Raw genomic sequence first — 23968 nt, forward strand, 5'->3', positions numbered from 1 at the left:
CTACGCCATAGCTGTTTAATAGTGGCATTTGTATGATGCTTGCGGTTAGTGAACCATTTCCGATACAAAACGCCATCGGTCTCACCGATATTACCTTGATTACCTGCTAACCAAGCTCTATGCAACTCACTTCTAGCAACCAGCCGCCTAAAACTTCTTGGCAAGAAAAGCTGCTCATACCCAACAAAATAGGCTCGCTCGCATATCAGTTTATATACACTTGTCATACAGTTTTCCTTATCCAGTTAATGTTTCTTTTTAGGTTTCAGCAGCGTCTTAACTAGCTTATCTATCTTACGCTTCTGCTTGTACATGGGCGGTTGTATAGGGCAACATCAAAGAGATCACTTAGCTCTCCAACAGCATCACCAGTTTTAGTCGGGTTTACTGACCTTTAAGCACCACCCACGGTTCTTCTAGTGGCCATAGTGTCACATCAACCGAGTGTCTAGTTCTTATGTTGAACATGGCTCCCTCTTTGTTATCAAGTTGTTCTGATGGCATTAATCCATTTGAATCGCCTATTTTGACCGTTGTCATAAGCATGTAGGAGTAATTCAATACCTTTTACACAATCTAGTTGTTTACAATGTCATTTTTTGCCGTTTTTTCCGTAGATAAAACCATACACTGCAGTAATAAAAGCGAAAATGAAGAACCACATTAAATTTTCATTCTCGATTAGAGTTTCTAGAGAAAAATCTAGGACAAATCGGACTAAGAAATAGGCACTAGCAAGGGCTGAAACGTTAGTAATAAAGTCCGCGAACTTCCGGTGGTTAGTTTTTGGTTCTGGCATGTTTGTTTCCAATATTGATTACAGTGCTTGAACGGGTTCTTCTAACCATTCGAATAAAAGAGCTTCATCCAGTTCAGGAATAGGTACACCTCGTTTCATTACCAATCTGTAAATTGCCTTGCATTCGCTGTCATGTTCGGACATTAAAGACTGCGCTTTACCCAAGGTATCTATATCGGGTTTACTCGGTAATGCTTCGGACACCGCACTAGCTTGCGCTTTCAGACCTTTAAGTGCATTTGAATATCGTTGTCGTTCGCTTTTGGTTAACATCCTGATTTCCTTCTTCGTTAATCACACTCCTGTTAAAGGCACTCTACTGTGTTATAAGTACCTTTTGCACAAGCTTGAAGTTTCCTAATTGGCTTTTTTGCTTTTTCGAGGGGTCGGCCAAGCAGGTTTGCTCTTGTCTTCACCCGACAGAGGAATAGATGAGGCATTAGTTTTACGGCCAACTTTCATCAACCTTTCAGATTCTTTTGCTACAAGTTTTCTGTGTTCTTTTTCGACTAAATCCATGTTCATTATTCCTATTCTGCTTTAGCGGTAAAATCTGAGAGTGTCTGAGTCACAATATGACTTGTTTCTTCACCATTACCATAGGTATTTACATTCTTTGGCTTAGAGAGCGTAAAGGCCATTAACAATGTACTTAAGTCGTTAGCATCAACAACGCAATTACCTTCACTATCTGCATTTTGTAAAGCCGCAGCACTTAGCCTTTCAAATGCGTCATTAACGCCTTTGGTGTTTACGTCTACCATCCGATGTTTCCTAACTAGATTTAGATTGTTCAGTTGCCATTAGATCAACACACTTCGTCAACTCGTTTAATTGGTTGCATAAATTGCTAACATACACGAGATCCATTAGAGCGTAGCCATTTAGAATATCTAGCGCTGCGTCTTCACTTTCAGATTCAAGAGCAATTAGTGCTTTCAATGCTAATGTTTCCGTTGGATAGACTCGTTTTATCCATTCAGCCTGTAACTGATTAAACTCATCAATAGAAATGCTTGCCGAACCGTTTTCACGTACACGCTTACGTAGAGTGCTTATCATGTTCGTCATTTCATTTTCCCATCACTTATTTGTGTTCAATATCTGCTTCGGAGTGAACTTTATATTTCTCATCACAGCTATCACAGGTAAACACTTCACCCGCAGGGTTGCCAACGAAACCAGATTCTATTTCACCGCAATGTGGACACTCCAATTCAACGCTTGTAGCGAATAACATTGTCTGTACTTTCAAGTTTTCCGTCATCTCGATTTCCTCTATATCTTCAGGCAGCTTACGGCTGCGAATCGGTGGTTGTTTACACCGCTTTGCGAAGCACTTTGAAAAACCGACTAAAAAAGCTTCCTGCTTCTGTCAAAGGCACTCTTAATAAGTCTAAGTACCTTTTGCAGAAACCCATTTTCCTATTCTTCATCACCAGTGTACTGTTCACAGCAATCAGGGCAAACCAAATCTCCGCCTTGCCAAACGCACTGTGATTGACAGTTTGGGCAGAACAACCCCGACAGTTTCGATTCATTTTCCATTAAATTTTTTCAATGCCGCTATTGCGGCCTATCCTTTTTGTGATTGTGTTGGTTCAAGTTTCGAGTGAGAAAAACCCACAACATGATAAAGAAAGCAATCCAACCACTCGCAACAACGAACCATGTGATTGGATTTGGTGCGCGATCAAATACATTTGATGCATCAAATAACATTCCTGCGGCTTGAGCAAAAGTCAGTAAGCCCATTACAATTAGATTGATCAATAATCCAATAGCTACTTTTGCATTCTCGCCCATCTGCATAAATCTCCTTCAATTTTCCTGCTGTGGCTGGCTAGATGAATACAGCTCTAGCCATCGTTTAATTTCATCAGCTTCGATGTTTGTTAGTTTAAGGATATATTTGTAGTTTCGTAATTCTGAACCTTCAAAAACAACATCTTCTAGTTTATGACGTACAAAGAGATTATCAGCATTTATGCCTATCATTAAGTCGTGTTCCGGTAGTGGTCTAACAAGCGATATGACTGCGCCGCCATGTGATTTAAGTTCCTCTAAAACGACCATGATGTTTCCCATTACTGTTTCGTAAACATTGAGCGCAGGTGCTCTAGCTCCGCTCCACCAGCTTCAACTTCTGGTTCTAGGCCAAGTGTGTTCATCATTTCGACCCACTGATGAGGGTCTAATTCATCACCCATTGCACCCATGTCGTCTTTATCTTCGGCTGGAACTATCATAACCAAGTAGAATTCGTCATCTTCCTCACCAATGACATCTTCCACGTAAATACGTTGACCACTTTCTGAAACATAAACTGTATCTGGTGTAGGTCGTTTTCCGTGTAAGTTTCTCATTTGTAGCCTCTACTTAGATTGAATAGCTTCGATGAACTTGATACGCCATTGGTTTAACTCTTTCGTTGGAGCGACATAAGATTCTCCATCATCAGCTTGCCCTCCGATTTGCAATGCTCGCTTCCATCCATCAGGATCACTCAGGGCTGTTGAATGTTCTTCCATTGTTAGATTGGTAAGTTCGAACAACAAGTGCTCTAAATCCTCTCTACCGACGGTACGATATATGTGGCGCAGAGCTGCTATACGACTCTCATTGTCGTTTAACTTCTTCATGAGTTGTTTTGCGTTACGAGTTCTTTCTGTGGACTCTGACGCTCTAGACAAGACAGAAAGTTGTTGAGCTAACTCAAGCGATTGAGTAGCACAATATAGGCTTTGGTCATGGACAACTTGTTCGTATGACATATCACTTACCTCGCTAATTTCATATTGAGGATATGATAGCACACTACAGACGTGCTGAAAGTTGTTTTTTATCCAATTCTTATCTACCGCTCCCCAACTCAATATGCGGTAACAACCGCGATTATATTGTTCAATCTCAATTTCTAATTCATTGAGAGCCTTAATGGTATCCTGAGCGGTTCTGCGTGGCATTCCTGTTGTTTCTATGATCAGCGGTACGGTGTTTTTGCCCGTATCAATTAAGTATGCCACCATAAGCCTACGAAGAAACGAGGTTTGTGTTTTGCTTGGTTTTTCAGTCATGCAAGCCTCAAATAACAGGGTTTGATAAGAGTTCTGATACGGTTTCTTGCTGGTTAAACCAATGATAGGTATCAGAGCATCGCCACCTCATAGTTTCTGCCATGTAGGGCATAATGTAGGCAAGATTCTGGTTGTTGAATACTGGCTCATGGTGACCGCAACGATTCCTAAACTTCCTGATGACGTAGCACGCATCTTTAAGCTGTTTTCGTAGCTCTGGTGCAGTCAAGGTTTGAGGTGCATTAGGAAATACATCATTGATATATGGCTTCCAAATACGCCCATCGTGGCGTTTGGTTAACATGTTCTCAAAGAATACAAATTTTAGTTCAGGCAATAGTTTACCTACACCGTTATAGCCACCCGAAAGCGCTTGATTCAAAGTATGTTTGTCTTGATTATTAAGTGAGTTCACAAAAACCGAGTTAGTAGGCCAATCTTGTCCATACCGCTTTGATAACGCCTCGGAGATAGCATTGCGCAGCGCGACTTCGTAGATATGTAATGGAAAGAAAAATCTTGAGGCCAACTGAGCATTCCACTCATAGAGTTGAAGCGCGGTAATTGGACAGTCAGCTCCTTGAGCTGCAATAATGGCATTCCGGTATGTAGAAAACCGACTCACCGACAGAGTTTGTTCAATAGCATTGTGAGGCATTGAAGCTCCTTGAATATCGTTGGTTATTGACCTGCAGGGCAAAATGGCCTAATATACGTCTTGAGAGCTTTGGATATCCCTGCTTCGGCAGCCCACCAAAGACATATGATAAAGAAAAGACCTGCGCTTAGCGCAGGTCTTTTCGTTTTTAGGGTACAGCAATGTATTTAAATGTCTTCAACTCCAGACGCTTGGCATTCTCTCTAGCAGCAGCTTTGGTGATGAACGGGTACACTCCATTAGCTTCTAACTTATGCAGTGATTCTTCTACCGAGTCCACTAACCAGACATTACCCACACATGGTGGCGTGCCGCCAATCTTCACATGGCTAAGGCCTCCATGCTCATCAATGGATGAAACCGTTTTGTTCTCAACATAGTTCAGTTCGACTTCTACAATTGAACCGTCAGTTTTATAGAATTTGGGAATGCGATGCCCCGTTGTCAGTAAATATCTCATAACTTATCTCTAGTCTCGAAATGTCCATTGGCGAACTTTTTTCATGCGGTTAATTCGCGCCTCTTTTGCTTGCTCTCTCTTCTCCCACCATTGTACAAGCGGGGAATATTGAGACAAATCCATCGCCAGTACCTTCATTATGGTGTCTACGGAAAGTCCACTTGTAAGGCAGATATCTTTGATGCTGATGTCTGATTTATAGGCTTCGATGACGTATAAGCGAGTTAGACTTTTTCTATTAATGCCTATTTCTGATAGCTCAGCATTGGCTATGAGTTTGTCTACATAGCGGTTGAGCGTATAAGGAGCGTAATTGACGGCTCCACCAGCCTTTGTCCCTCGTTTTTGGATTCCGAAGGGCTGGAATGTATCGGGATTCACAATAAATAGAGCTGTAGGACACAACCCCAAATAGCTATCAAGCGGTGAGGTTAAAACTTGTTCTGCCTTGAGTAACATTATGTACTGTTCAAGCGACTGCTTTAATCCATCGTGTGAAAATAGAACTGGCCTTTCTCGCCCGTTATACGCTCGTTCTGCATCGATAATGAATAGCTCATTTAGCTCACCGTTTGCTGATATAAAGTCGCTCACAACCAAAGTGGCTATTTCTATTTCGCGCATAGCCGCGGTTGTCATCAATTGAATAATAAGCTTGTTCACCAATGTCCAAGGGTTCGCTCGGCTCAAGTTGCTCGTAACCAATTTTTTGAGTTCATTATTCGATAGAGGTCTTCCGTCCAAAGTTGCCTACCAACGCAATATTACTACTATTAATGCGTTATTATGGCAGTGTTTGTACAAAAAGACTACAACTTAACGTCTCAAATCGAGCTAAGTCAGCTAGTTATAAGGTTCATAGGAAACTCACCTACAGGGCGTATTACGCCACTAGGAGGATTTGTCTGCTTCAAACTGAGGAATATGAATCTTCACCTCTTCGAGAAACGCTGCGTGATCGAGACGCTTCACATAGTAGATGGTTTTTGTGTAATAAGCGGGGACACGTTTATCAGGGCAAACCTCACCTTTAGTGTTGTGCTTCATGGCATACATGTCCTGATGCACTTTGCGTTTGATACCCAGAAATGTTTTCCAAAATGTAGTTGGTATTAGCTTGTCGTCGGACAACCTAAAACCAGCTTCGTTAACGGCTTTCGTCCACTTGTCGATCAGTTCTCTGTATTCTTGATAAGTCATCACTAATCAATGTGAATTACGCTAGAAAAGCAGGATTGTACCAAACGTCATCGGTCAGAGAAGAGAATCGAACAAACGACTGTTTGATGTATTGGAGAATGGGTTCGATTGAGATCCAACGTCTACCTGTGACCTCACAAGCTTGAGCCGTGGTTCCCGAGCCACCAAAAGGGTCTACGACTAGGCCACCAGCAGGGCAAAGATATTTGACTAGAAACTCTGCCAGTCGATACGGCATCTTTGCGCCATGAGTTGGCATTCCATGTTTTTTTGCAAAACGATTGACCGCTTCGTTATATTTGCACTTATTCGCAAAATAAAGCGTGTTTGAGGCTAGCTTGCCTTTTTCCAAATCGCTGTTGCTATAGTCACCGACACTTTTGCGGTGTGCTCCGTCAGAATTCACGGCGGCGGTACGTGTTCCCCCGTTGCGCACGAATGCCTTGTGACGGTCACTATGAGGAAGTAGGACACGCTGATTGTTGCTTTGTAGCTTCAAGGGGTTGTTTGTGAAGTGGAGACAGAACTCGAAAGAAGCTTTCAACATGTGACGATTTAACGAAGTCCATGCGTAAGGTGTAGGCGCTTTATTGCTCTGCCATATCAGACGATCGACAAGCCATAATCCCGCATCTTCCATCTCAATGATGAGTCGTTCTATATGGGTCTGTCGCGCTGGCATCCCTTTGTGAAAGGAGTCTTGTCCGACATTGAGACAAATGCTTGCCCCATCAGCCAATCGTGGCGAGATTTTGTCAATGATGTTCATAATGAACGCTACCCACTCTTTCGCTTGGCTTGTACCGCCGTAATTTCGGGATTGCTGTAGTACATAAGGAGGTGAGGTAAGTACTAAATCAATATCTTCATCGATGATGTCATTGCCAAACACACTCTCACTCTTTGAGCAGATCATGATCCCCAATGACGTGGACATGGCTACAACACTTTTTGCTTCTTCAATGGTGTGAAGCTTATCTTTGGCACTTCCGCAAAGTTCCCAAACACCTTTATCTACGTTTGTAAGAAGTTTTTTCTGCTTTAACGATTGCTGTACCCAACGCACAGCCCGATAGAACAGATTAACGCTCTGTTGCTTGCCAACCGCGCCATAGTGCTCATTTGGCGTTATAGAGAGTTTATCGGCTACTTTTGAATACAAGTCTTTCTGGGTAAGTTTACCGTCGTTGTCGAAATAGGCTTCTTCTACCGCATCGAAGAGTTCCATTTGGTTATAGGTACTCATAATAGTCCTTTCTTGCTATCTAATGGGTTGGGTGGGTACAATACGCCATGCAGCTTTTGCACCTTGTTTGAGCTGCACTGAGCGCACAGAGGTCGAAGTCTGTGCGCTCAAAGTCTATTTAGGCGCTTTGTTCGAACTAGACACGATCATAGTCTTTCACTAAATAGTCCCAACCATCGGCGGTGAACGGGTAGCAATCAACTAGCTTACTCATATTGAATGCTTTACTACGGCAGTGTTCGTCATAGAATGCGTCTACTTCATCCGTCACCTCATCAGGACTGAGAGAAGCGTCTACCTCAAATGCAAAGAAATGCTGTTGAGTATTTGAAACCTTCATTACAAAACTTTTATCGTTTTCATATTGCTTTCGTGCTGGCAGCTCATTTGGATACCAATCGAATGAGGTCGAAGAAAGTGAGTCAGTCGCCACCACCCAAACAATCTTTGTATTACCACCTTGCGAGTTAGGGTGAATTTGAGTGTTAATCGCAACGTGCTCACTAAATAGTTCGCCTTCTTCAACGTCACTGGATGCGACTCTTAACTCATTGTCTTTACTAATAAATTTATAGTCTGCAATAAAGTTAGCGTCTACCGAACCACGCAGAAGTTCATTTAACCCATCAGCCACTTCATCGATATCAGTGATTGATGAATGAATAGCTAGAGTGACAGGGACGATTAAATGCTCTTTATTTGGGGTAATGTTATGCATGTTTGTATTCCTTGTTTGTGATGCCCATATAGTCGAAGAAGGGCTTTGTTGATTTCTTATTGTATTATAATGGCGTATTACGCCATTTGCAAGTTATATATTTGCGTAGCTAGAGTATTGAACTTGACTGCTATATAGGAAACTCGCATTACCCCTGTTATTCCGAGGTAATGCGAAATGTGGTTTAGCGAGTGCGAGTATGGCCGAAGAAAAGCTGCTCACCCATTTTGATATCGCGCAGCTTCATGGGGATATTGGGGTCGGTTAACTTGTAATGGCGCATCACCGAGTTGAGCGCACTGGTGTAAAGCTGAAGGGTGCGAATTCGGATATTGCAGTCTTGAACTGAACCTTGGCTCTGGCTCGATACCGTGTCCACTTCACCGTTAAGCGTATATTCAAAAAGTGTGGTCGCTTGATAGGACTCAGGCTGGTCTAGCGTTTCCATAAGCTCCGATAGGTCGGTGTTTTGCCACTGCACTTTCTCAAATGGCAATTCAGCGTTAACCATTTGGCAGTAAAACGCTCTGTCTACATCGAGATCCAGTTGGTTGACGAAATCAAGCGGCGTCCACTCCCAATGCGTTTGAGTCACTAATTTGGAATAGGATGGTTTGTCGATTCGCTCAGAAACATGAAATCTATGAGTGGAGCTAAACTGCATTAGCCACGCTTTCAACTCAAGCCAAACAATATTGTAAGGCTTGTAACCTTCACCCGAAAATCCATCGAACTTAAAATCAGCGTGCCAATCATCTCCCCTGTATCGCGCCGTTCTATTTGGGTGTTTGACTTCCAATTTAAAGTCAGAGAATTGCATAAAACGTTCTATTAATCGGTTATATGTTGGATGACATAATAGGGTCTCGTACACATGGCTAGGGAGTAAACTGAGATTGATTTGCAATGATGAAGTAGTGTCTTTAGGTGGAAAGCCTCTAGCCTTGTTAACCAAGTCAAAATAATCGTTAGACGGTTTGAAATGACTATCCAAATAGATTTGTTCTTCCAAAATGGATGCTGATACAGCTTGTCGCTTCAGTTGTTCTACGGCCTTGTCCCAAGGTAATGCTATACCGTTTTCGCTTGCACATTGATTCAATGCTTCGGTAAGTGTTATGTCTTGAGATTTTCTCAGACGTTTCGCATCCATTTTGACTTGCTTAACGGAACGCCCTGATGGAAATTTTAGGTTGGATAGATCGCTCATATATGTGCTTCCATACTTATCAGAATCCAATGGCCGACTCACTGAACTCTAGAATGAAAAACATACTGAGTAAGTGAAGATTTTAATTCAGATGACTCGAAGCGGTCTTCGCCAAAGGTCGGCTAAACAAGCGGTCTGAATACCCACTCTGCTAATTACAATAGCAAAGCGGATCAATATAGCAACTTGTTTTTGATTAGATTTGCTTATATCGGCAGACTTGGCACTTTAGGCCACATAGGAAACTCGCATTACCCCTATTATTTCGAGGTAATGCGAAATGCGGTTAACTTGAGCGAGTATGACCAAAGAAAGAGCCGTTTCTTAACTTCTAAATTTCTCTGTTTCATGGGCATATTTGGGTCGGAGAGTTTTGACTGCTCATCACCGTGTTGCGCGCATTAGTGTAAAACTGGTAGATTAGAATTTTAATAAAATAAATGTTACATCTCTAGATTTTGAACGAATAACCCTTCACGATTCTTATACTTGTTAACGGTTCTTATATCGGTAGAAACGTAATCACCACCTTTATTATCAACTTGTCTAATCTCGTATCCTCCGCAATGAACAGAAATATTCGCTTCTATTGAATGCTCATTTGTTGTTTCACCATTTACTTTCTTTGCTGACGAAACCCATTGGAAGCAATACCTATCTTGATTATCTAAATATTCCGTAAGAGCAACTGATGTCCCTTTATCCACTTCGAAATAATCAATTGATAATATCTTTGATATGCCAGGATATTGGTAAGATGGGCTCTCTACTGTTGGTTCACCTAGTTCGGTTTGATTAGCACAGCCAGTAATAACTGATAATGTCGATGCCATAAGTAGTATTTTCTTCATTTTTGTTCCTTGTAGATGAAAAAATTAGCCCCACGATCTATTAACGCTTTCGATAGTGGGGTTGTGAATGTTTATCTAATTGTTTACGTTTTGAAGGTCACGATAATCAACAGACTCATCAGCACTTGAGATGCTTGCAGCCTCACCGAACATTGCTATGTAAGCACTAGGGAAAGTCAAAGCGGCCCCTGCGATACCACAGATTAAAACGAATTTTCCTACGCCCTTACTTTGTGGTGAGCTTTCTCGGCTATTCCATGCCCAGGTTGCAAGGCTAATGACAATCATTGCAATACCAATCCATAAGCCTATGGTATATGTAGCACTACCACCTGCAGCTGAAATTGCATCCACGTTTTTTGCAGCTTGCTCTAGCTTTGTTTCATTGGCTGCCATCGTAGTTACAGAGGTTAGTGCTAGAGCGATACCCAGGGCACCGGACCATTTCGTTAGTTTATTCATAGTTACTCCGTGCTATCTCCTTCATCGAAGATATAAGTTGTGTTAGAAGAGAGGTTTGCCCGACCAGATGAGTCGAGTGTTATAGGGTCCACTGTGTCACTAAAGGTAAATACCTCACCCACTAGATCTAAACCACCGTGGAAAGTTAATAATGCGCCAGCTATTGAGAAGGATATTGGCCATAGAACAGAAACATCATTATCCGCTTTGTTTGCTTTGTACCAACCGATGAAACCAAACACGACAAGACCGAGGCCAAGTACTGCTCTCAAATTCCAGAGAACTGCAATCCAAAGTCGAACATGTTTAATTACATTTATTCCGCCATCTGCAATGGTGGAGTTATGCGTTTCTGAAGCGAATGAACTACTGGATAATGTGTAAACAAACATCCAATACCACTTTTTCATCGAAGCGCTCCAATACAGTAAGTATCTGAACAGATTGTTCCGTCAGCCGAGATTTCTCTAACAGTTCCAATGAAGTCGTAGTATTTTCCTTTTTCTACGGAAATAGTTCTTTCGCCAGAGGTCTTGGTAAGATTTACGACTAGCGCACTGTTTAGGTCCTGCGACTTAGTGATCATTGCGTAGTCAGGAAGAAGAATTCGCCCATCCTTGTATGTTACTCCCGTACTTGGAACTACCATTTTTGGCGCTTCTATTGGCTGTACTACAGTCGAGCTAGATGCTATTGCCATCGTTGGCTGTACTACTTTGCTATTTACTTCTGTATTTTTACCAATATGTTGGGTGGTAGTCTTAGCAACCTGTACTGCCGTTGGCTTTCTAATCGATTCTTTAGCAGGTTTTACAACTTTCTTTTTAGACTGCTGAGAGCGTCGAAGGTTGGCTAGTTCAGTCGGCGTGTACTCCTGGCGTTCTTTATCAATAAAGTATTTGCTGCCAATAAGTAAAACTCCGTCTTCTCCCTCACCTTTAATGTTGGTGACTTTATGGTTGCCAATTTTTGATTTGAACGGCTCACTTTTGTAAAGAGTGATGTAATGTGGAGAGTTATCGGATCTATCTGGTGCACGTACAGCAAAAACCCCCTCAGCAATCTCATCCACAACGTTGAATTCTTTTAAGCGTTTACGCTCATTACTTCGCGCTGCTTTCGTATGTCCGTTTGAAAGGCTATTGTTTAATTTAGCAAACTCGCCTTCAAATGAATTTACATCACTTTCCAATTTATCCAATCTATTGGTTAAACTAACGTTAAAAGTTTCTTGAGCAGAATTAAATTGATGATATGGCTTCAATTTCATTGTAATTGAGTCATCAATTTGTTGCTGTAAGGTCGAACTGATCGTCTGTGTAATATTCTGTGACGCAGCTTTCGAGGTTGACTTCACAATCTCACTTTTTTGCTTACCAAATTCATCCTTTACTTTGCTAGGAATGTCTATTTTAGTAATGATTGATTGAGCGATTTCTTGTCTTTGTAATTCAGTGATAGCACCAAACTCTTCAGACTTAGTAATCACATCTATTTCAGTCTTAATGAGTTCAGGCAATGATTGCCTGAGAGCGGTGATCTCACGCTCAAGATTTCTCTCTAGCTTTTGTATTTCTTCTACTTTGGAAGGGCCTCCAAAATCTGGTATCAAACCCATTTTATGTGCAGCTAAACTAGCACCACCAACAAGCAAAGTAGCTCCTACGACATAAACGAGTAACTTTACTTTTGGCTTTGCTGAGCTGCTTTGGCTTTTATTCGCTTTGCCAGCATTTGCGTCTTGAGCTTCGTTATCGCTCATGATGATCGCTCCTTGTTTTTAATTGAAGAATGTATTATATAAAAGATCTAAATTAATTCCATAAACGAGTTTTGTTGTCACTCGGGATTGATACATTTTGCCCAATATTCGATTTGCGAATTTCAGAGCTTAGGTCAGTTTCTTCGGAATTAACTTCTGTTAGTCTATTTTGCTCCGCCATCATCTTGAGAAGATCGCTCTGATTCGGAGTTTGAATTTCATCCGTTTCTAGTACTTGATTCTCAAACAATAAGTACATAGTTTGACCTTTCGGTATCTCTACCTGAACAGGTCTTCTCGCATTATCGTATAGGATAGGTAAAAAGCCTTGTGCAGCTTTGGCGATACTATAAACAATTCTGTCTCTCGTATTATCAATCGCACCTGTCGAAGTTGTTGTTTCCCCATTTGATGTTGTCACTGTCGTATCAATGAGTGAATCCAAAAAACCTGTCATAAACAAACCAGCAAACATGCCACCAAACCTCTGGATGTAATGGTGGTCTACTTCACCTTCTATAAGCGCCTTTTCAGTTTCAGCAGATAATACCCAAGCTTTTACAGGGATTTGTTTCCCATCTCTAATAACAGACGTTACAGTTAAGGCAACACCTGGAGCTTGTTCTATAAGCTCCATTTCACCGAACGCAATACTACCTTCTGCTTTTCCGGTTAATAAACGAATTCTGATTGGGCCTGGAATGTCTGAGTCGATAGGCAAGGTGGTACGGGCATAAACCAACTCACCTGCATCAAATACTATAGACTCTTGGTCTACTTCAACTGGTGGCTGTCTATATTTTTCATTAGAGGTTTCTTTTTCATTGTCCGTATACCCAACTGTGTTTTCTTTCTTATAATAATTAGGATGAATCCCCATTTGAGTCTGACCTCCATCAGAACGATACAATGCTGAGGCCACTTCTTGTTCTGCATCACTCGGGTCAAAAACGAACTGTGATGTTTTACTATAAATGTCAGCCTTCTTACTATAAGTGATTTTGTACTTTTCGCCTGTATCTGGTGCGTAAGGGAGACCTGAAAATAATGCTTGTGCACCTTCTGATATCTTTTTTTGTCGCTCAGCTTCTAATTGTATCAACCGCTGTCGCTCAGCATCGGCTTTGTCGTTTCGATTCTTTATTTCTTGAGCCTTTAAACTCATTTTAGTCGTTGCTAGTTCGTTTCGGAGATCTTCTAGCTGGCTTGAAGTTTCTATATCTTGTTTAGGCAACGGTAATTTTACGTCTCTACCTGCACTATTCTCTTCTGTATCTGAATTTGTCTTTTTAGACTCAGCATCTTTGCCAGACTTAACTTCTTGCCCCAGGGGATCAACCTCCTGCGACTTAGGCTTGTCAACTTCGGTTTTTGTATCTGGTCCCGTTGCTGATTCTTGTACGCGAGTTTTACTGATATGGCTCTCGCCATTAGTAGCAGCCTGTTTACGCGCGTTCTTCTCCCTTTCTTCGGTTTCTTTAGCGATAGGTGAATTTTCAGGAACACTGATTGTCCCATCAGTTGAGTTCTTAATCACATCGTCAGTTTTAACGACAGGTCTACCCGCTGTTTTATCACCTTTGCCCGAAAGGTCTTCTGTAACTTGATTGGAAGCCATATAGATTGCGTATCCAATCCCTCCGGCGGCTACTACAAACAAACCTACAACGATTGCTATTTTTTTTAATTTCATCGGTGAGAAGCCTTATAGTTCACTTGTATCCACAAACGCTTTTACTTTCTGTCGACCATCGCTAAACCAATAGAATGAACGGGGGTAAAGCTTGTAAAGGTTGTAATCACCGACACTTCCCTCTCTTACCAAAGAGCTACCTTTGCTTCTTAAAATGGCTGTTGTTCTGATATAAACAAATTCATTATATAAATAGGCTTGGCCATTGATTCCTTGCAATTTAGTTTCTTTGGCACCAGGCACACCTGTTGTCGTACCTGAAAGAAAAGAAAAGAATTCTGGACCAGCTTTATCAAGATCTACACTTGAAGTAGAACGGTATTGTATTGGCTTGGCGTTCGGGCCAATTAGTGGAATGATCACTTGTCTTCGAGAATTGTAGTAATCTGTTTTTTCAGAACTAATCATGAAAGGAATAGTTGTATCTAAACCCTTCAGCTGAAACCAGCCCGAATGAGTTACTCCAGGTAAACGAGCTTCCAAGCTATATGCGTTACCGGGTGTTTTTCCAGCCTCGAAGGCTCCCTGAGCTCCTAGCTTAACATATACAATAGGCCAAGGAGCTCCTGTCTGGTCGAAAAATGAAATAGACCCAGGGAAGCCAGGGTACACCTGCAAAATTAACTCCTGAGGTAGTGAAGGATCGAATTTAATCGTATCAATTAGACTTTCCGGGGGCCTTACTAAAAGTTTATTTTCTGCAATTAGCCTCTGCCTTTCTATTTTACGCATCCTTTCAATAAAAGCAGGGTCGGAGTTCATTTTCTCACTTTTAATGATGTCATTCTTTTTATTCTCAGCCCTCAGTATCTCAAGTCTGTCTCTATTTTGGTAATTACTCTGGAGTTTCGAGTATTCTAGATCTGTTATGTACGTCTGAATTGCATTTTGTTCATACACCTCAAGTTCACGCATGTTAATCAATATATTTTCTATACTTCCATATTTCTTTAACAATGCATCCGCAATTGCAGCATGACTAACTTGGTTAGTTTGATTAGCTTGAGAAAACGCCGACAATGACAACACCACCGCACTTACTGTTAAGCGGAAATAGGCTTTCAGAGAGGAGATGTTTCTTGAGTGCATTGGTAATCCTTGAAGTTTAACAAGCGTAAATATATTTCATTTGTGTATTAAAAACAACCCTACTCAGACAAACCTAACGATTGTAGTGTTTTCTCTACAATATCACTGACTTCTTCGTCGCCGAGAGGCTCTGATTGGAGTTCTTCTTTAGGATATTCCAATATGTCCTTGACTTGATTGATCGCCGCCTCTGTGGCTCTTTCAGCATTAGGCTCATCTAAACCAGCTAACAAATTTATATCTATAGTAGTACCAGAGATAGTGCCTTTATTGTTCTCCTGAGCGCTTTCAAGAAATGGATCTGATAGGTTAGATGAAACATATCTACTGTTATAAGCGATATCCAACTCGCCGTATGCATCATTGTCAAAATTAGCAAGGTCTACTTCGGAGGTCTCTTCGTTCGTACCTAAATCTTGAGTGGATAAATATGCTGGTGGCGAAACAACTTCTTCGCTAGTACTGTGCTCAAAGGGACCTTCGGCATAGAAGTTGTTGTACTGCATAATTGAATCAAAATCGTGTTCTTCTTCTGGCCAATCCTCATCACTATAGGTGTTTTCAAAGTCATTAAAATCGAGCTCATCATTAAAGGCTGAAACTTCTTCATTATAAGCCTCCATAGAGCCCATAATCTGTACTTCAGCATCTGTTTGTGCAAGACCAACAAGCTCTTCATCGAATACATCTACTGATGATTCTTCAGGTCGTATTTCTTCGACTTCTTCAATGGCGCTCTCCGTTATCAACGTTGCGTCTTCTTTAATTATCCCTAAACCAATAGCCATCATCATTTGTTTAGAGATGTTTTCAGTGAGGTTTAATGCTCTTACTTCAGTTAGATTATTTTTTAGCTCTAAGAACTCCAACATTTCGACATTGCTATCGATATAATCGTTGGCCTGTTGAACATATTCATTGGATTTTACTAACTGCTGCCTCTTAGCCGTTTCTACCTCATCGTCAGAAGGCTCAAGCACCTGAGCAAAATAGTTCAAACGAGAAGTTTCTACATCTGGGAAGTCGAGTTTTAATGCTCGGAATGGGTATACATCACCACCAAAAATGTATAAGCCTTCTCCAGGTTCAGCACTAGCAAGCATCTTAGCGTTTACAGTATCTTTTTCTTCTACTCGGACATCATCGTTATCATGGACCGCCCCAGCCAAATTATTCTCTATTCTATCCTGACGGGAACCAAATACCTTGCCAGTTCGACCAAGCGACAACTGTAACGATTCACCATGGTCTTCATTTTTAAGAATGAATTTATTGTTTAAGTTGCCCATTAGTGCTTCATATTCATCCCGGCCGCAAACCTTCTGGAACATTCCGGCTGTCTGAGCTCCAAAAAGAACGTGAAAACCATATGAACGAACCAAGGCAACAATCATGTAAAAACCTTTAACCGCATACATTCCGTACTCATCAAAGAAAAGTCGTACAGGATATCTAGCACTGGAAGGTCTATTGTCTACTGTAGTAATTCGAGAACCTTGTAGCTTATAGCCAGCAGCTCTCATTAAAATAGGCCGTAATCCCTGCAATAGAAGCCTACCCAATGCTGCAACGGAATCTGGGTTTTTGGCAATGGAAGGAAGCAGAACTAATAATACTCGCCCCCCTAAGCATACATCCGTCATATTTACTTCCGAAAGTTTTGTCACGAATATATGCCCCATGGTTTCACTCAAGTCAGCCATGGTTTCACTAATCATCATCACACAATATGTGTGCTGTTCATCTGCTTTACTATTAAGATCAAGGTTGTCTATCTGTTCCTCAGTCATATCAAATATGGCATCACTAATAGAAGGCAAGGTTTTTAAATACTGCTGGAGTGGTTGTCGGTACTTTAAAGGCACATCTTTTCGCGCTGCCTTTTTGAGCATAGTTTTAATGACAAGAAAGTTTCGAACCACTTCGATGTTTAAATCTAAGCCTTCCACATCCCTTTCGTAAGCAAGATACTGATATGCTCCCCCAATCATAGTAGAACTACGACCTTCCCAAAAAGAGCTATCCCCTCCATCCGTTTCACGCCCTAACCCCATGGTTATAGTCTTCATCTGGTCAGGGGTTCCCGCATTTAGAATATTCATGTTATTCGAAATGCGATCGTCGTCGTGCATGTTAGTAGTATCTAAGGAGTCCATGGGAGTCAGAAAATTGAGAACCAACAAATCGTGGAGTCTATCTAATCGTTTCAAGATAGCGAAAATTGTCCAAAACAATTTTATATCCGCCTTACCATCAACTATGACTGCTGATGTTCCTCCTGGCTGGAGAAGTGCTTGAAATAGCAATGTCAGTATAAGTACAGTTTTACCCGAGCCCGTACTGCCCATGACGAGTGTATGTCTTGTTTCCATATCCGGGTTGGATACGAGTAACCTACGTAGAAAAAATTCAAACCCGAATATTAATGTACCGTTTCCTCTTTTACGCTGGGGAATAAGATGGCCAGCTTTAACTGCGTCTTTTAACGACTCCTTTTTTGAAATAAACTGCTCCCACTCCGGCGCATCAAAAGGATATTCATGCTTCTCTCTTGAGTTTGTAAGCTTCAGACAAATTGCAAATGCAAAAATAAAGTCCCCATTTTGAGGGAACATAAACAAAGCAATCCCGCATGCAGCAATTAATAAAGGAAATGACACATTTACTGCTGACTGTATTCGCATCCACATAGTGCGAGAATCACGATGAAAGAGCTCTGGGTTATTCAGTTCAGGGTTTGTGTTTAGAACCGACTGCTTCTTAAAACTGGCCATACTAATCAACTTCCTTGTACTGCTTCATTAACTCAGGAATATCCTCATAAGGGTCATTGAAGACTTTCTCATCCTTTTCTATATCGACACCTAGTGACTTTAGAATCTGTTTTGCCTCATTCTCTCGGCCATCAGCCTTTTTCTCTATCTCGCTGAGATCAAATAATCTACTAAATTCATCCTCATCCATGTTCAGGAGGTCTTCTCCTTTCTTACCTGCTGTTAATATTCTCTCTGCATTAATGTGAAGGTCTTGCACTGCTCCTAGGACACTTGGAATTGTCATTCGAAATCCGGCTTTTCTTTCCATAAGAAAATGCGAGCGAGTACCACTTGCTTCTAAGAAAGGTGTTTCTCTGCCGATAGACTGCAATACCATTCCTAAATTTCGGTCATGCTTAGTTACCCAAGTAAACTCGTTTCCTGCAATACGGTTTACATCTTTAAAGAGAAGCATCAACGCCCAGATTACAGTAGTAGAATAAGCATGCTTCTTTGTTACCATTGCATAGAGGATTTCTTCGAATGTACGGGTTGTCTTTCCATCCATTTTTTCCTTAAGCTGTGTAAGAACCTTTCTTTCAATACCGTTAAATAAAAGTATTGTGTCTTCGATACTGCCAGCGTAAGGGACGCCATCATTCAATAAAGTTGTTGGACGAAAGCCACCTATTATCGCTCCTCCTCTCTTAAACTTATCCGCTTCATTACCCTGTTTATCTACATATTCAATTGGAATGGTTTTCCCATTATCATCAAACAACCGTGCTAGTTTATCTTCCGAATGTAGTTGTTGCGGTAAAGGACAGAGGAGAAGCCTCTCTAAGCTGATAGTCGCTGTTCGAGAGCAAAACTCTATTGTTGAGTCTTTCGGGTTCTCGCAGTAATAGAAGTAACAAATAGGCCTAAAATTGCTAACAAACCCCGTTTCTTTTTGCATTTCTTTGTCACGTTCTATTTCATCTAATGTGACACCCAAAGGAGGATTTGCTGTGAGCATTTCGTAAGGAGATACACCCATAGCGTATCGGTTTTCATAGTCAGAGCGATTTTCGAAATTGTAATCATGTGAATAGTCACAAGGGTTTTCACCCTCTAAACGTTCTTTATATTTAGGAAACATCCAGCCAATGGAATATCCCATCAATTTATCGTAGAAGTTGGGCGGTACTATACGTTTTAAATGAGGATGAACCTTGGAAGCAGCCCGTATCATTGATTCAACGTTGTGTTCTTTTCTGGTTTTAGAGCGTATTGAATATTCTTTACAACCTAAGTAGATCAGAGCTAAAGCGAAGGGCCATTTAAGTATATTTCCGAAAATAGAGTCGTAAGCTCCAATATACTCGGGTGTAATCATCGTATAATGCAATTCTAATATTTGATATAGCCCCTCCTTAAACCCCCATCCTTGAAATCCTGTTAGCCAAGAGGTAGTTACAACCACGAGGTTCTCAAAAGCAAAAAATGTAAACATCTGAGCTATCTTTAGCATTCTCCACACAAAAGCAAGTATGTGGAAAAAGTGCGCGTAAACCCCGTAACCCATACCTATTGCTAATGCTAGAGCTAGGGCGACTGAAGCATTCAACTCTGATTCTTTTTCTGGCGTACGCTGACTCATAACTTAGGAATCCTTAAAAATTATGTTTGTGTCATCAATACGTCGCTCTTTAAGAATCATTTTTAGAGAATCATACTTTCCTTTGGTCAATGGAATGGGTAACACAAGCCGTGCCCTTAGACCTTTTCGATGAAGTATAAAGTTTACGGTTATGACGAAGTAGTAATAGAGGAAGACAACACATCCGAAAGTCGTTAAAACTTTTGCCGAAAAGTTCTTGTCGGAAGCTGTTAACGATTGCATAGCTTGAGTTATTTCGAAGGTTAAGACGATACTGATCACACAAAATATGACCGAAGCTCCGACAATCGCTTGCCCTACTAAATGTGACTTAAGTACTGGATGTATCGTTCTGAACTGTTTCCACATTCCGATATATGTGACGAATAAACTAAGTACCGGAGCAAGAAGAGAAACTCCACCTGAAACAGGCATTAAGAGTAATGAAAGATACTGTAGAAATATTAAAGTTAACATTTTTGCACCGTTGCTTTTAATCCATTTAAGGCATATATTTTTCACATCATAGCAAATTTATCAACGGATGGAATGGTTTTAGCTAAACGAAAACAACCAAATCTAACATCTCGGTCAACCCTCAAAATCAAATCAACCAAACAACCAAACAACCAAACAACCAAAAATATGGCATTGCTTTTCATCCGTAAAAGACATATATTTTTGTGATTATAAAATATGTCATAGGTAGTAGTAGTTTGGAGTCACTGTTAGGAAGCAACGTCATTTTGTTTTCTCAAAAAGAAAAAGAAACTTTATGCATTATCTCGAATGTCGAATATGGACGCCGTGTTGCTGAGTTACAACTATCTTCGGCTGATAGCTACAAACCTGTTTTGAGTATTCTTGTCTCTATTGTCGATAGTAACCATCCAGAGTTGGACACCCTCGATCGCTGCTTCCTTGTTAACTCATCAATCTCTACAGATTCCATTGAATTAACAGAGCTTTTAGAAAAGTTTAAAAGCTCAACCCAGTCATACCAACAAACGATAGAGATTGATGGTGTTGAATTTTCCTATCTGCGCAAGGAAATAGAAAGGTTACAACTAATAGGATAAATGTAATGGAAAACGAAGAGTCTGTTGGCTTTAAATCAGTTACCCAATCTGCCGAGTTAATTATCCATGCAGGGTCTTCTCCCATCCCAGGAGAAGTCAGAAGCCGCCTAGAAAAGATACCAAGTATAAAGCCAAGACCAGCGCGCAGAATAATGGGTGTGAAATTGGCTGAATTGGGTGTCAATAGAAACCCTTATGTTGCAAATAGAGCAACTAAGGCTTTACTTGCACTGACTTCAATTACGTGGGGCCTCACCCTGCTTTTATTGACTGGTTCGCTGGTTAATTTTTACCTGCTTGAAAGAATAAATATCAGCGCTACCTCCCATGACGCAAGGATTGAGCCTACTGGCAAGCCTGTACGCATCGGTAACTTGGATTAGAGGAAGGATATGTTTCGCTCATCCGTAATTAAGAATCATCGAGGGCTCCTATCTGGTTTCGTAGTGCTGGTGGTCATTATCTATTTCTTAGAGTTTGCACTAAACACTCTTACAACAAATAAATCTGGTTACTACAAGATCCCCACTTACAACGATAAGGGCATTACCCGAATAGTTCCTCAGGTCCCATTAAGTGACCGTCTTTTTTCTGACTCTGAAGTTATGGATTTTGTAACTGAAGCTATGTACAACACACTCTCTCTATCTTTCGATAGTTATGAATTGTCTATGACAGAATCAGCATTACTATTCTTTACTACTTCTGGCTGGAAGTCATTCTCAAGCGCAGTTCAAGAAGCAGAAATTTTATCAACCATTTTCTCTAATAAAGAAATTATTGAGTTTTACCCTACCCGAGCGCCTTTTATGGAATACAGTGGCACAGTTGACGGGAAAATTGATGGAAGATTCACAAAAGATGCCTACTGGGTATGGCGAGTTAAAGTTCAGGGCAAGATTATGAAAAAATCTTTGAAGGTTAAAGACGCAACTGAAACTGAGCTCGAGGCTATTCAGAATCAAAGGCACCAGGCCGCTAATGTAACTTTCTGGCTTGATTTACAACGTGTGCCAAAGGGTAAGGGGGCAAGTGCAGTTAAGATCATAAGTTCTTCTAATTGGGATGTTGATTGGTTATGAATATTCCACGACTTATTCGCATACTTAAATTCGACTGGCCATTTGTGCTTGCTATCGTTTTATCTGTTTTAGCTATTTTTAAACTTTCCGAATTCAATGAAGAACTATTAGGGAACCCGGATAGAGTTTTTCTTTATTCTGATGGTAATGGTGGTTACACAAGGGCCTTTGTATCACGTGACCCACGCTATACAGACGAGAAGGTTGTCAGGTTTCTTCGTCGTATGGTGAGCTCATGCTATACCGTCGATTATAAAACCGCTCAACACCTAATGAACGGTGAACGCGATAACGATTATGCCAACTGTATTGAAAAGCACTTTGCGCCAATAGCCGCCACATCACTGTTCAATGTTTATCCTACTGACCCTATGATTGAGGCGATTCTTATGTCAGAAGGTAAGGCTAACGTTGTTGTTCCTTACGATCCTATCGTTACCTTAAAGAACAAACCTGGTAAGCCTTTAGTTTGGGTAGTTGAGGTTCCGATAATGGTAACAGTCCAATCGGTATCAGGAGACCAAACAACCTCATTCATTGCTCACTACACAGTTCTACCTGAACCTAGAGCGGATAACGCAAGTTCATTACTCATCGACAGGGTGGTTTTTAGATGAACGTTAAAGACCTATTCAATTTTATTAGTACAGCTTTGGGGAAGACTCCGTTAACAGGAAGACAAAGTTCGAAGTCTACTGAGGATAGCTTTGTTAAAGGGGATACCTTTAGTTGCCAATCAATACCCTCCAGCGAGGTTAACCGTAACCACGATGCCGTGTTTGAAACAGATAAACGTCATAATTTAATCTATGACAATTTTAAGTCTGTCCAGCGATCTCCATACTACGCTCTGGTTTTATTTTTCTTAGCTATTGTTGCATTTTTATACGCCTTGAACCTGTTCATAGATACCACAAAGATTACTTCAACAAACTACTTTATTGCATCAACGACAAGTGATACTGCTGTATACCCAATACCCACAGATAAGCATATCTTGCCGACTAAGGACCAAGAAAGAAACCCTGGCGAAACTTACTCTGAAGAAGAGTCAGAAGTATTAGTTCGTGAATATCTAGTTGATAGCCTTAAAGACTGTTTTTCAATGAACTACTTAAATGCAGCAACAGTACTGTCTAGGTGCAAGTCCAACCATTTGGACTCTGAAACAGACACCCAAGACATATTTATTGAGCTTCTAAGAGCAAGTAACTATATAAATATAATGAAGAAATACCAGACTTCTGCATTACTCCACGTAGACACAAGCTCTATTAAACTTTTGAACAAAGCAATAGCTCAGCGTGAAGCCGTACCTGGCAGCGGCGTTATGCGTAGCCGCGCTGTCTGGATTTACCAACTTAAGATGCATTATACGATGGAGAAAGTTTCTGTCTCTTCTCCCACCTTGTGGCAAGTTGAGATGATCAGAGAATCTGCTTTCAACAAAGAGTTCCCTGTTTCTATCTTCAAAATACGCGATATCGAGTGAGTGAACATGAAAAGTCAAAATAAAGAGCTTCAAGTTAACCCGAGAAACTTTCAACCGTCTTTGTTGCAAAAAAATTTACATAAATCACGCAAAGGAAAGTCAAAAACTAAAAAAGCGTTGGCAAAAGCTCCAAACTACTATAGAGACCTTTTTCAGCCAATTGAAGGGGTCTTTAGCCGACCTTCATTTGGCGAGTTTCAATTCACTTACTGTGGATACATGATAGCTAACCAGCGTGAGGGTGTTCTCAATATCTATGTACCACAAGAAACAGACTCCCCATTACTAGAGTCACTCGAATCATACGGGTTTTATCTATGTAAAAAGTACCCTATTTCTGTACCCAATAGCTCTAGATCCTCAAGACTTCTTATGAAGCGCTATCTTTCAGAAAAAGTATCAGATCAGCAAGCTGTGGAGACAATAATGCAGTTAAAGATCATGCTAAATGCAGCAATAAAAAAACAACAACAAAGTGAGGATTTAGATATATCGGCAATGCCTAGCCTCAGTCCTACAATATTTAAGTCACTAAAAGATATCGGTATAAATAAGCAATCAGAGTTAAGGAAGGCAGACTTAAATGTTTTGTTCCATAAGATCAAAAGTGGAAACTGAGAGTGTCCCGAATTCTGTGTAACTGTCTAGACTTAAGCCTTAAAGGCTAAGGATGGACAATATGGATAAGAAAG

Annotated in this window: 30 protein-coding genes and 1 pseudogene; 6 read left to right on the forward strand and 25 right to left on the reverse strand. The window is 40.8% G+C overall.

Going from position 1 to position 23968, the window contains the following annotated elements; all coding sequences use genetic code 11:
* Positions 1-592: 592 nt before the first annotated feature.
* The 25 genes and pseudogenes from R7190_RS23865 to R7190_RS23985 all read right to left on the reverse strand — a co-directional run bounded on the left by R7190_RS23865 (position 593) and on the right by R7190_RS23985 (position 19623).
* On the reverse strand, positions 593-799 hold the full coding sequence (locus R7190_RS23865) for a hypothetical protein (protein ID WP_025634878.1): 207 nt from the start codon (positions 797-799) through the stop codon (positions 593-595).
* An 18-nt stretch (positions 800-817) separates the two neighbouring features.
* The gene (locus tag R7190_RS23870) at positions 818-1072 is read right to left on the reverse strand and encodes a hypothetical protein (protein ID WP_025634876.1); all 255 of its coding nucleotides are present in this window, start codon (positions 1070-1072) and stop codon (positions 818-820) included.
* 84 nt (positions 1073-1156) lie between these two features.
* The gene (locus tag R7190_RS23875; protein ID WP_154216209.1) at positions 1157-1318 is read right to left on the reverse strand and encodes a hypothetical protein; all 162 of its coding nucleotides are present in this window, start codon (positions 1316-1318) and stop codon (positions 1157-1159) included.
* 11 nt (positions 1319-1329) lie between these two features.
* Positions 1330-1563, reverse strand: a complete 234-nt coding sequence (locus R7190_RS23880; protein ID WP_025634875.1) for a hypothetical protein — start codon at positions 1561-1563, stop codon at positions 1330-1332.
* Between the two features lie 10 nt (positions 1564-1573).
* Positions 1574-1870: a hypothetical protein gene (locus R7190_RS23885; RefSeq protein ID WP_025634874.1), complete on the reverse strand. Its 297-nt coding sequence runs from the start codon at positions 1868-1870 to the stop codon at positions 1574-1576.
* A gap of 16 nt (positions 1871-1886) precedes the next feature.
* Complete coding sequence (locus tag R7190_RS23890; RefSeq protein ID WP_077284295.1) at positions 1887-2066, reverse strand: hypothetical protein; 180 nt, start codon at positions 2064-2066, stop codon at positions 1887-1889.
* A 299-nt stretch (positions 2067-2365) separates the two neighbouring features.
* A complete protein-coding gene (locus tag R7190_RS23895; RefSeq protein ID WP_138058899.1) occupies positions 2366-2605 on the reverse strand; it encodes a hypothetical protein in 240 nt (79 codons plus the stop codon).
* A 15-nt stretch (positions 2606-2620) separates the two neighbouring features.
* On the reverse strand, positions 2621-2887 hold the full coding sequence (locus tag R7190_RS23900) for a hypothetical protein (protein WP_025634869.1): 267 nt from the start codon (positions 2885-2887) through the stop codon (positions 2621-2623).
* Complete coding sequence (locus tag R7190_RS23905; RefSeq protein ID WP_025634868.1) at positions 2887-3165, reverse strand: hypothetical protein; 279 nt, start codon at positions 3163-3165, stop codon at positions 2887-2889. The genes R7190_RS23900 and R7190_RS23905 overlap by 1 nt, the downstream gene beginning before the upstream one ends.
* 435 nt (positions 3166-3600) lie before the next feature.
* Positions 3601-3876 (reverse strand): annotated as a pseudogene (locus R7190_RS23910) (helix-turn-helix domain-containing protein); the annotation flags it as partial.
* 7 nt (positions 3877-3883) lie between these two features.
* Positions 3884-4534, reverse strand: coding sequence for a hypothetical protein (locus R7190_RS23915; RefSeq protein WP_025634865.1), 651 nt, complete (start codon positions 4532-4534; stop codon positions 3884-3886).
* 148 nt (positions 4535-4682) lie between these two features.
* A complete protein-coding gene (locus tag R7190_RS23920) occupies positions 4683-4994 on the reverse strand; it encodes a hypothetical protein (protein ID WP_025636511.1) in 312 nt (103 codons plus the stop codon).
* Positions 4995-5003: 9 nt separating this feature from the next.
* On the reverse strand, positions 5004-5657 hold the full coding sequence (locus tag R7190_RS23925; RefSeq protein WP_138058890.1) for a hypothetical protein: 654 nt from the start codon (positions 5655-5657) through the stop codon (positions 5004-5006).
* Positions 5658-5885: 228 nt separating this feature from the next.
* A complete protein-coding gene (locus R7190_RS23930; protein ID WP_025636508.1) occupies positions 5886-6194 on the reverse strand; it encodes a hypothetical protein in 309 nt (102 codons plus the stop codon).
* A 16-nt stretch (positions 6195-6210) separates the two neighbouring features.
* Positions 6211-7440, reverse strand: coding sequence for a site-specific DNA-methyltransferase (locus R7190_RS23935; RefSeq protein ID WP_054574974.1), 1230 nt, complete (start codon positions 7438-7440; stop codon positions 6211-6213).
* Between the two features lie 136 nt (positions 7441-7576).
* Positions 7577-8158, reverse strand: a complete 582-nt coding sequence (locus tag R7190_RS23940) for a hypothetical protein (RefSeq protein WP_054574975.1) — start codon at positions 8156-8158, stop codon at positions 7577-7579.
* 184 nt (positions 8159-8342) lie between these two features.
* The gene (locus R7190_RS23945) at positions 8343-9368 is read right to left on the reverse strand and encodes a hypothetical protein (RefSeq protein ID WP_025634016.1); all 1026 of its coding nucleotides are present in this window, start codon (positions 9366-9368) and stop codon (positions 8343-8345) included.
* Between the two features lie 443 nt (positions 9369-9811).
* On the reverse strand, positions 9812-10219 hold the full coding sequence (locus tag R7190_RS23950) for a hypothetical protein (RefSeq protein ID WP_025634014.1): 408 nt from the start codon (positions 10217-10219) through the stop codon (positions 9812-9814).
* Positions 10220-10294: 75 nt separating this feature from the next.
* Positions 10295-10681 (reverse strand): hypothetical protein, encoded by a 387-nt coding sequence (locus R7190_RS23955; RefSeq protein ID WP_025634012.1) that lies wholly within the window; start codon positions 10679-10681, stop codon positions 10295-10297.
* Positions 10682-10683: 2 nt separating this feature from the next.
* Entirely contained in the window at positions 10684-11091 is a 408-nt protein-coding gene (locus R7190_RS23960; protein ID WP_025634011.1) for a hypothetical protein, read from the reverse strand.
* On the reverse strand, positions 11088-12443 hold the full coding sequence (locus tag R7190_RS23965) for a hypothetical protein (RefSeq protein ID WP_077202321.1): 1356 nt from the start codon (positions 12441-12443) through the stop codon (positions 11088-11090). The genes R7190_RS23960 and R7190_RS23965 overlap by 4 nt, the downstream gene beginning before the upstream one ends.
* Positions 12444-12495: 52 nt before the next feature.
* Positions 12496-14136: a DotG/IcmE/VirB10 family protein gene (locus R7190_RS23970; RefSeq protein WP_025634009.1), complete on the reverse strand. Its 1641-nt coding sequence runs from the start codon at positions 14134-14136 to the stop codon at positions 12496-12498.
* Positions 14137-14148: 12 nt separating this feature from the next.
* Positions 14149-15225 (reverse strand): DotH/IcmK family type IV secretion protein, encoded by a 1077-nt coding sequence (locus R7190_RS23975; RefSeq protein ID WP_025634007.1) that lies wholly within the window; start codon positions 15223-15225, stop codon positions 14149-14151.
* Between the two features lie 59 nt (positions 15226-15284).
* Positions 15285-17999, reverse strand: a complete 2715-nt coding sequence (locus tag R7190_RS23980; RefSeq protein WP_318137617.1) for a type IV secretion system DNA-binding domain-containing protein — start codon at positions 17997-17999, stop codon at positions 15285-15287.
* A 1-nt stretch (position 18000) separates the two neighbouring features.
* Positions 18001-19623: a hypothetical protein gene (locus tag R7190_RS23985; RefSeq protein WP_025634005.1), complete on the reverse strand. Its 1623-nt coding sequence runs from the start codon at positions 19621-19623 to the stop codon at positions 18001-18003.
* A gap of 716 nt (positions 19624-20339) precedes the next feature.
* On the opposite strand from R7190_RS23985, the gene R7190_RS23990 reads away from it, so the two are divergent.
* The 6 genes from R7190_RS23990 to R7190_RS24015 all read left to right on the forward strand — a co-directional run bounded on the left by R7190_RS23990 (position 20340) and on the right by R7190_RS24015 (position 23894).
* On the forward strand, positions 20340-20702 hold the full coding sequence (locus tag R7190_RS23990) for a hypothetical protein (RefSeq protein ID WP_025634000.1): 363 nt from the start codon (positions 20340-20342) through the stop codon (positions 20700-20702).
* Between the two features lie 5 nt (positions 20703-20707).
* Complete coding sequence (locus tag R7190_RS23995; RefSeq protein WP_025633999.1) at positions 20708-21085, forward strand: hypothetical protein; 378 nt, start codon at positions 20708-20710, stop codon at positions 21083-21085.
* A 63-nt stretch (positions 21086-21148) separates the two neighbouring features.
* Complete coding sequence (locus R7190_RS24000; protein ID WP_318135555.1) at positions 21149-21784, forward strand: DotI/IcmL family type IV secretion protein; 636 nt, start codon at positions 21149-21151, stop codon at positions 21782-21784.
* Positions 21781-22401 (forward strand): DotI/IcmL/TraM family protein, encoded by a 621-nt coding sequence (locus tag R7190_RS24005; protein ID WP_025633995.1) that lies wholly within the window; start codon positions 21781-21783, stop codon positions 22399-22401. Before R7190_RS24000 ends, R7190_RS24005 begins: the two co-directional genes overlap by 4 nt.
* Positions 22398-23276, forward strand: coding sequence for a hypothetical protein (locus R7190_RS24010; RefSeq protein WP_025633994.1), 879 nt, complete (start codon positions 22398-22400; stop codon positions 23274-23276). Before R7190_RS24005 ends, R7190_RS24010 begins: the two co-directional genes overlap by 4 nt.
* A gap of 6 nt (positions 23277-23282) precedes the next feature.
* Positions 23283-23894, forward strand: coding sequence for a hypothetical protein (locus R7190_RS24015; RefSeq protein ID WP_318137618.1), 612 nt, complete (start codon positions 23283-23285; stop codon positions 23892-23894).
* Positions 23895-23968 lie beyond the last annotated feature (74 nt).

The sequence above is a fragment of the Vibrio sp. 1078-1 genome, from assembly GCF_033340475.1.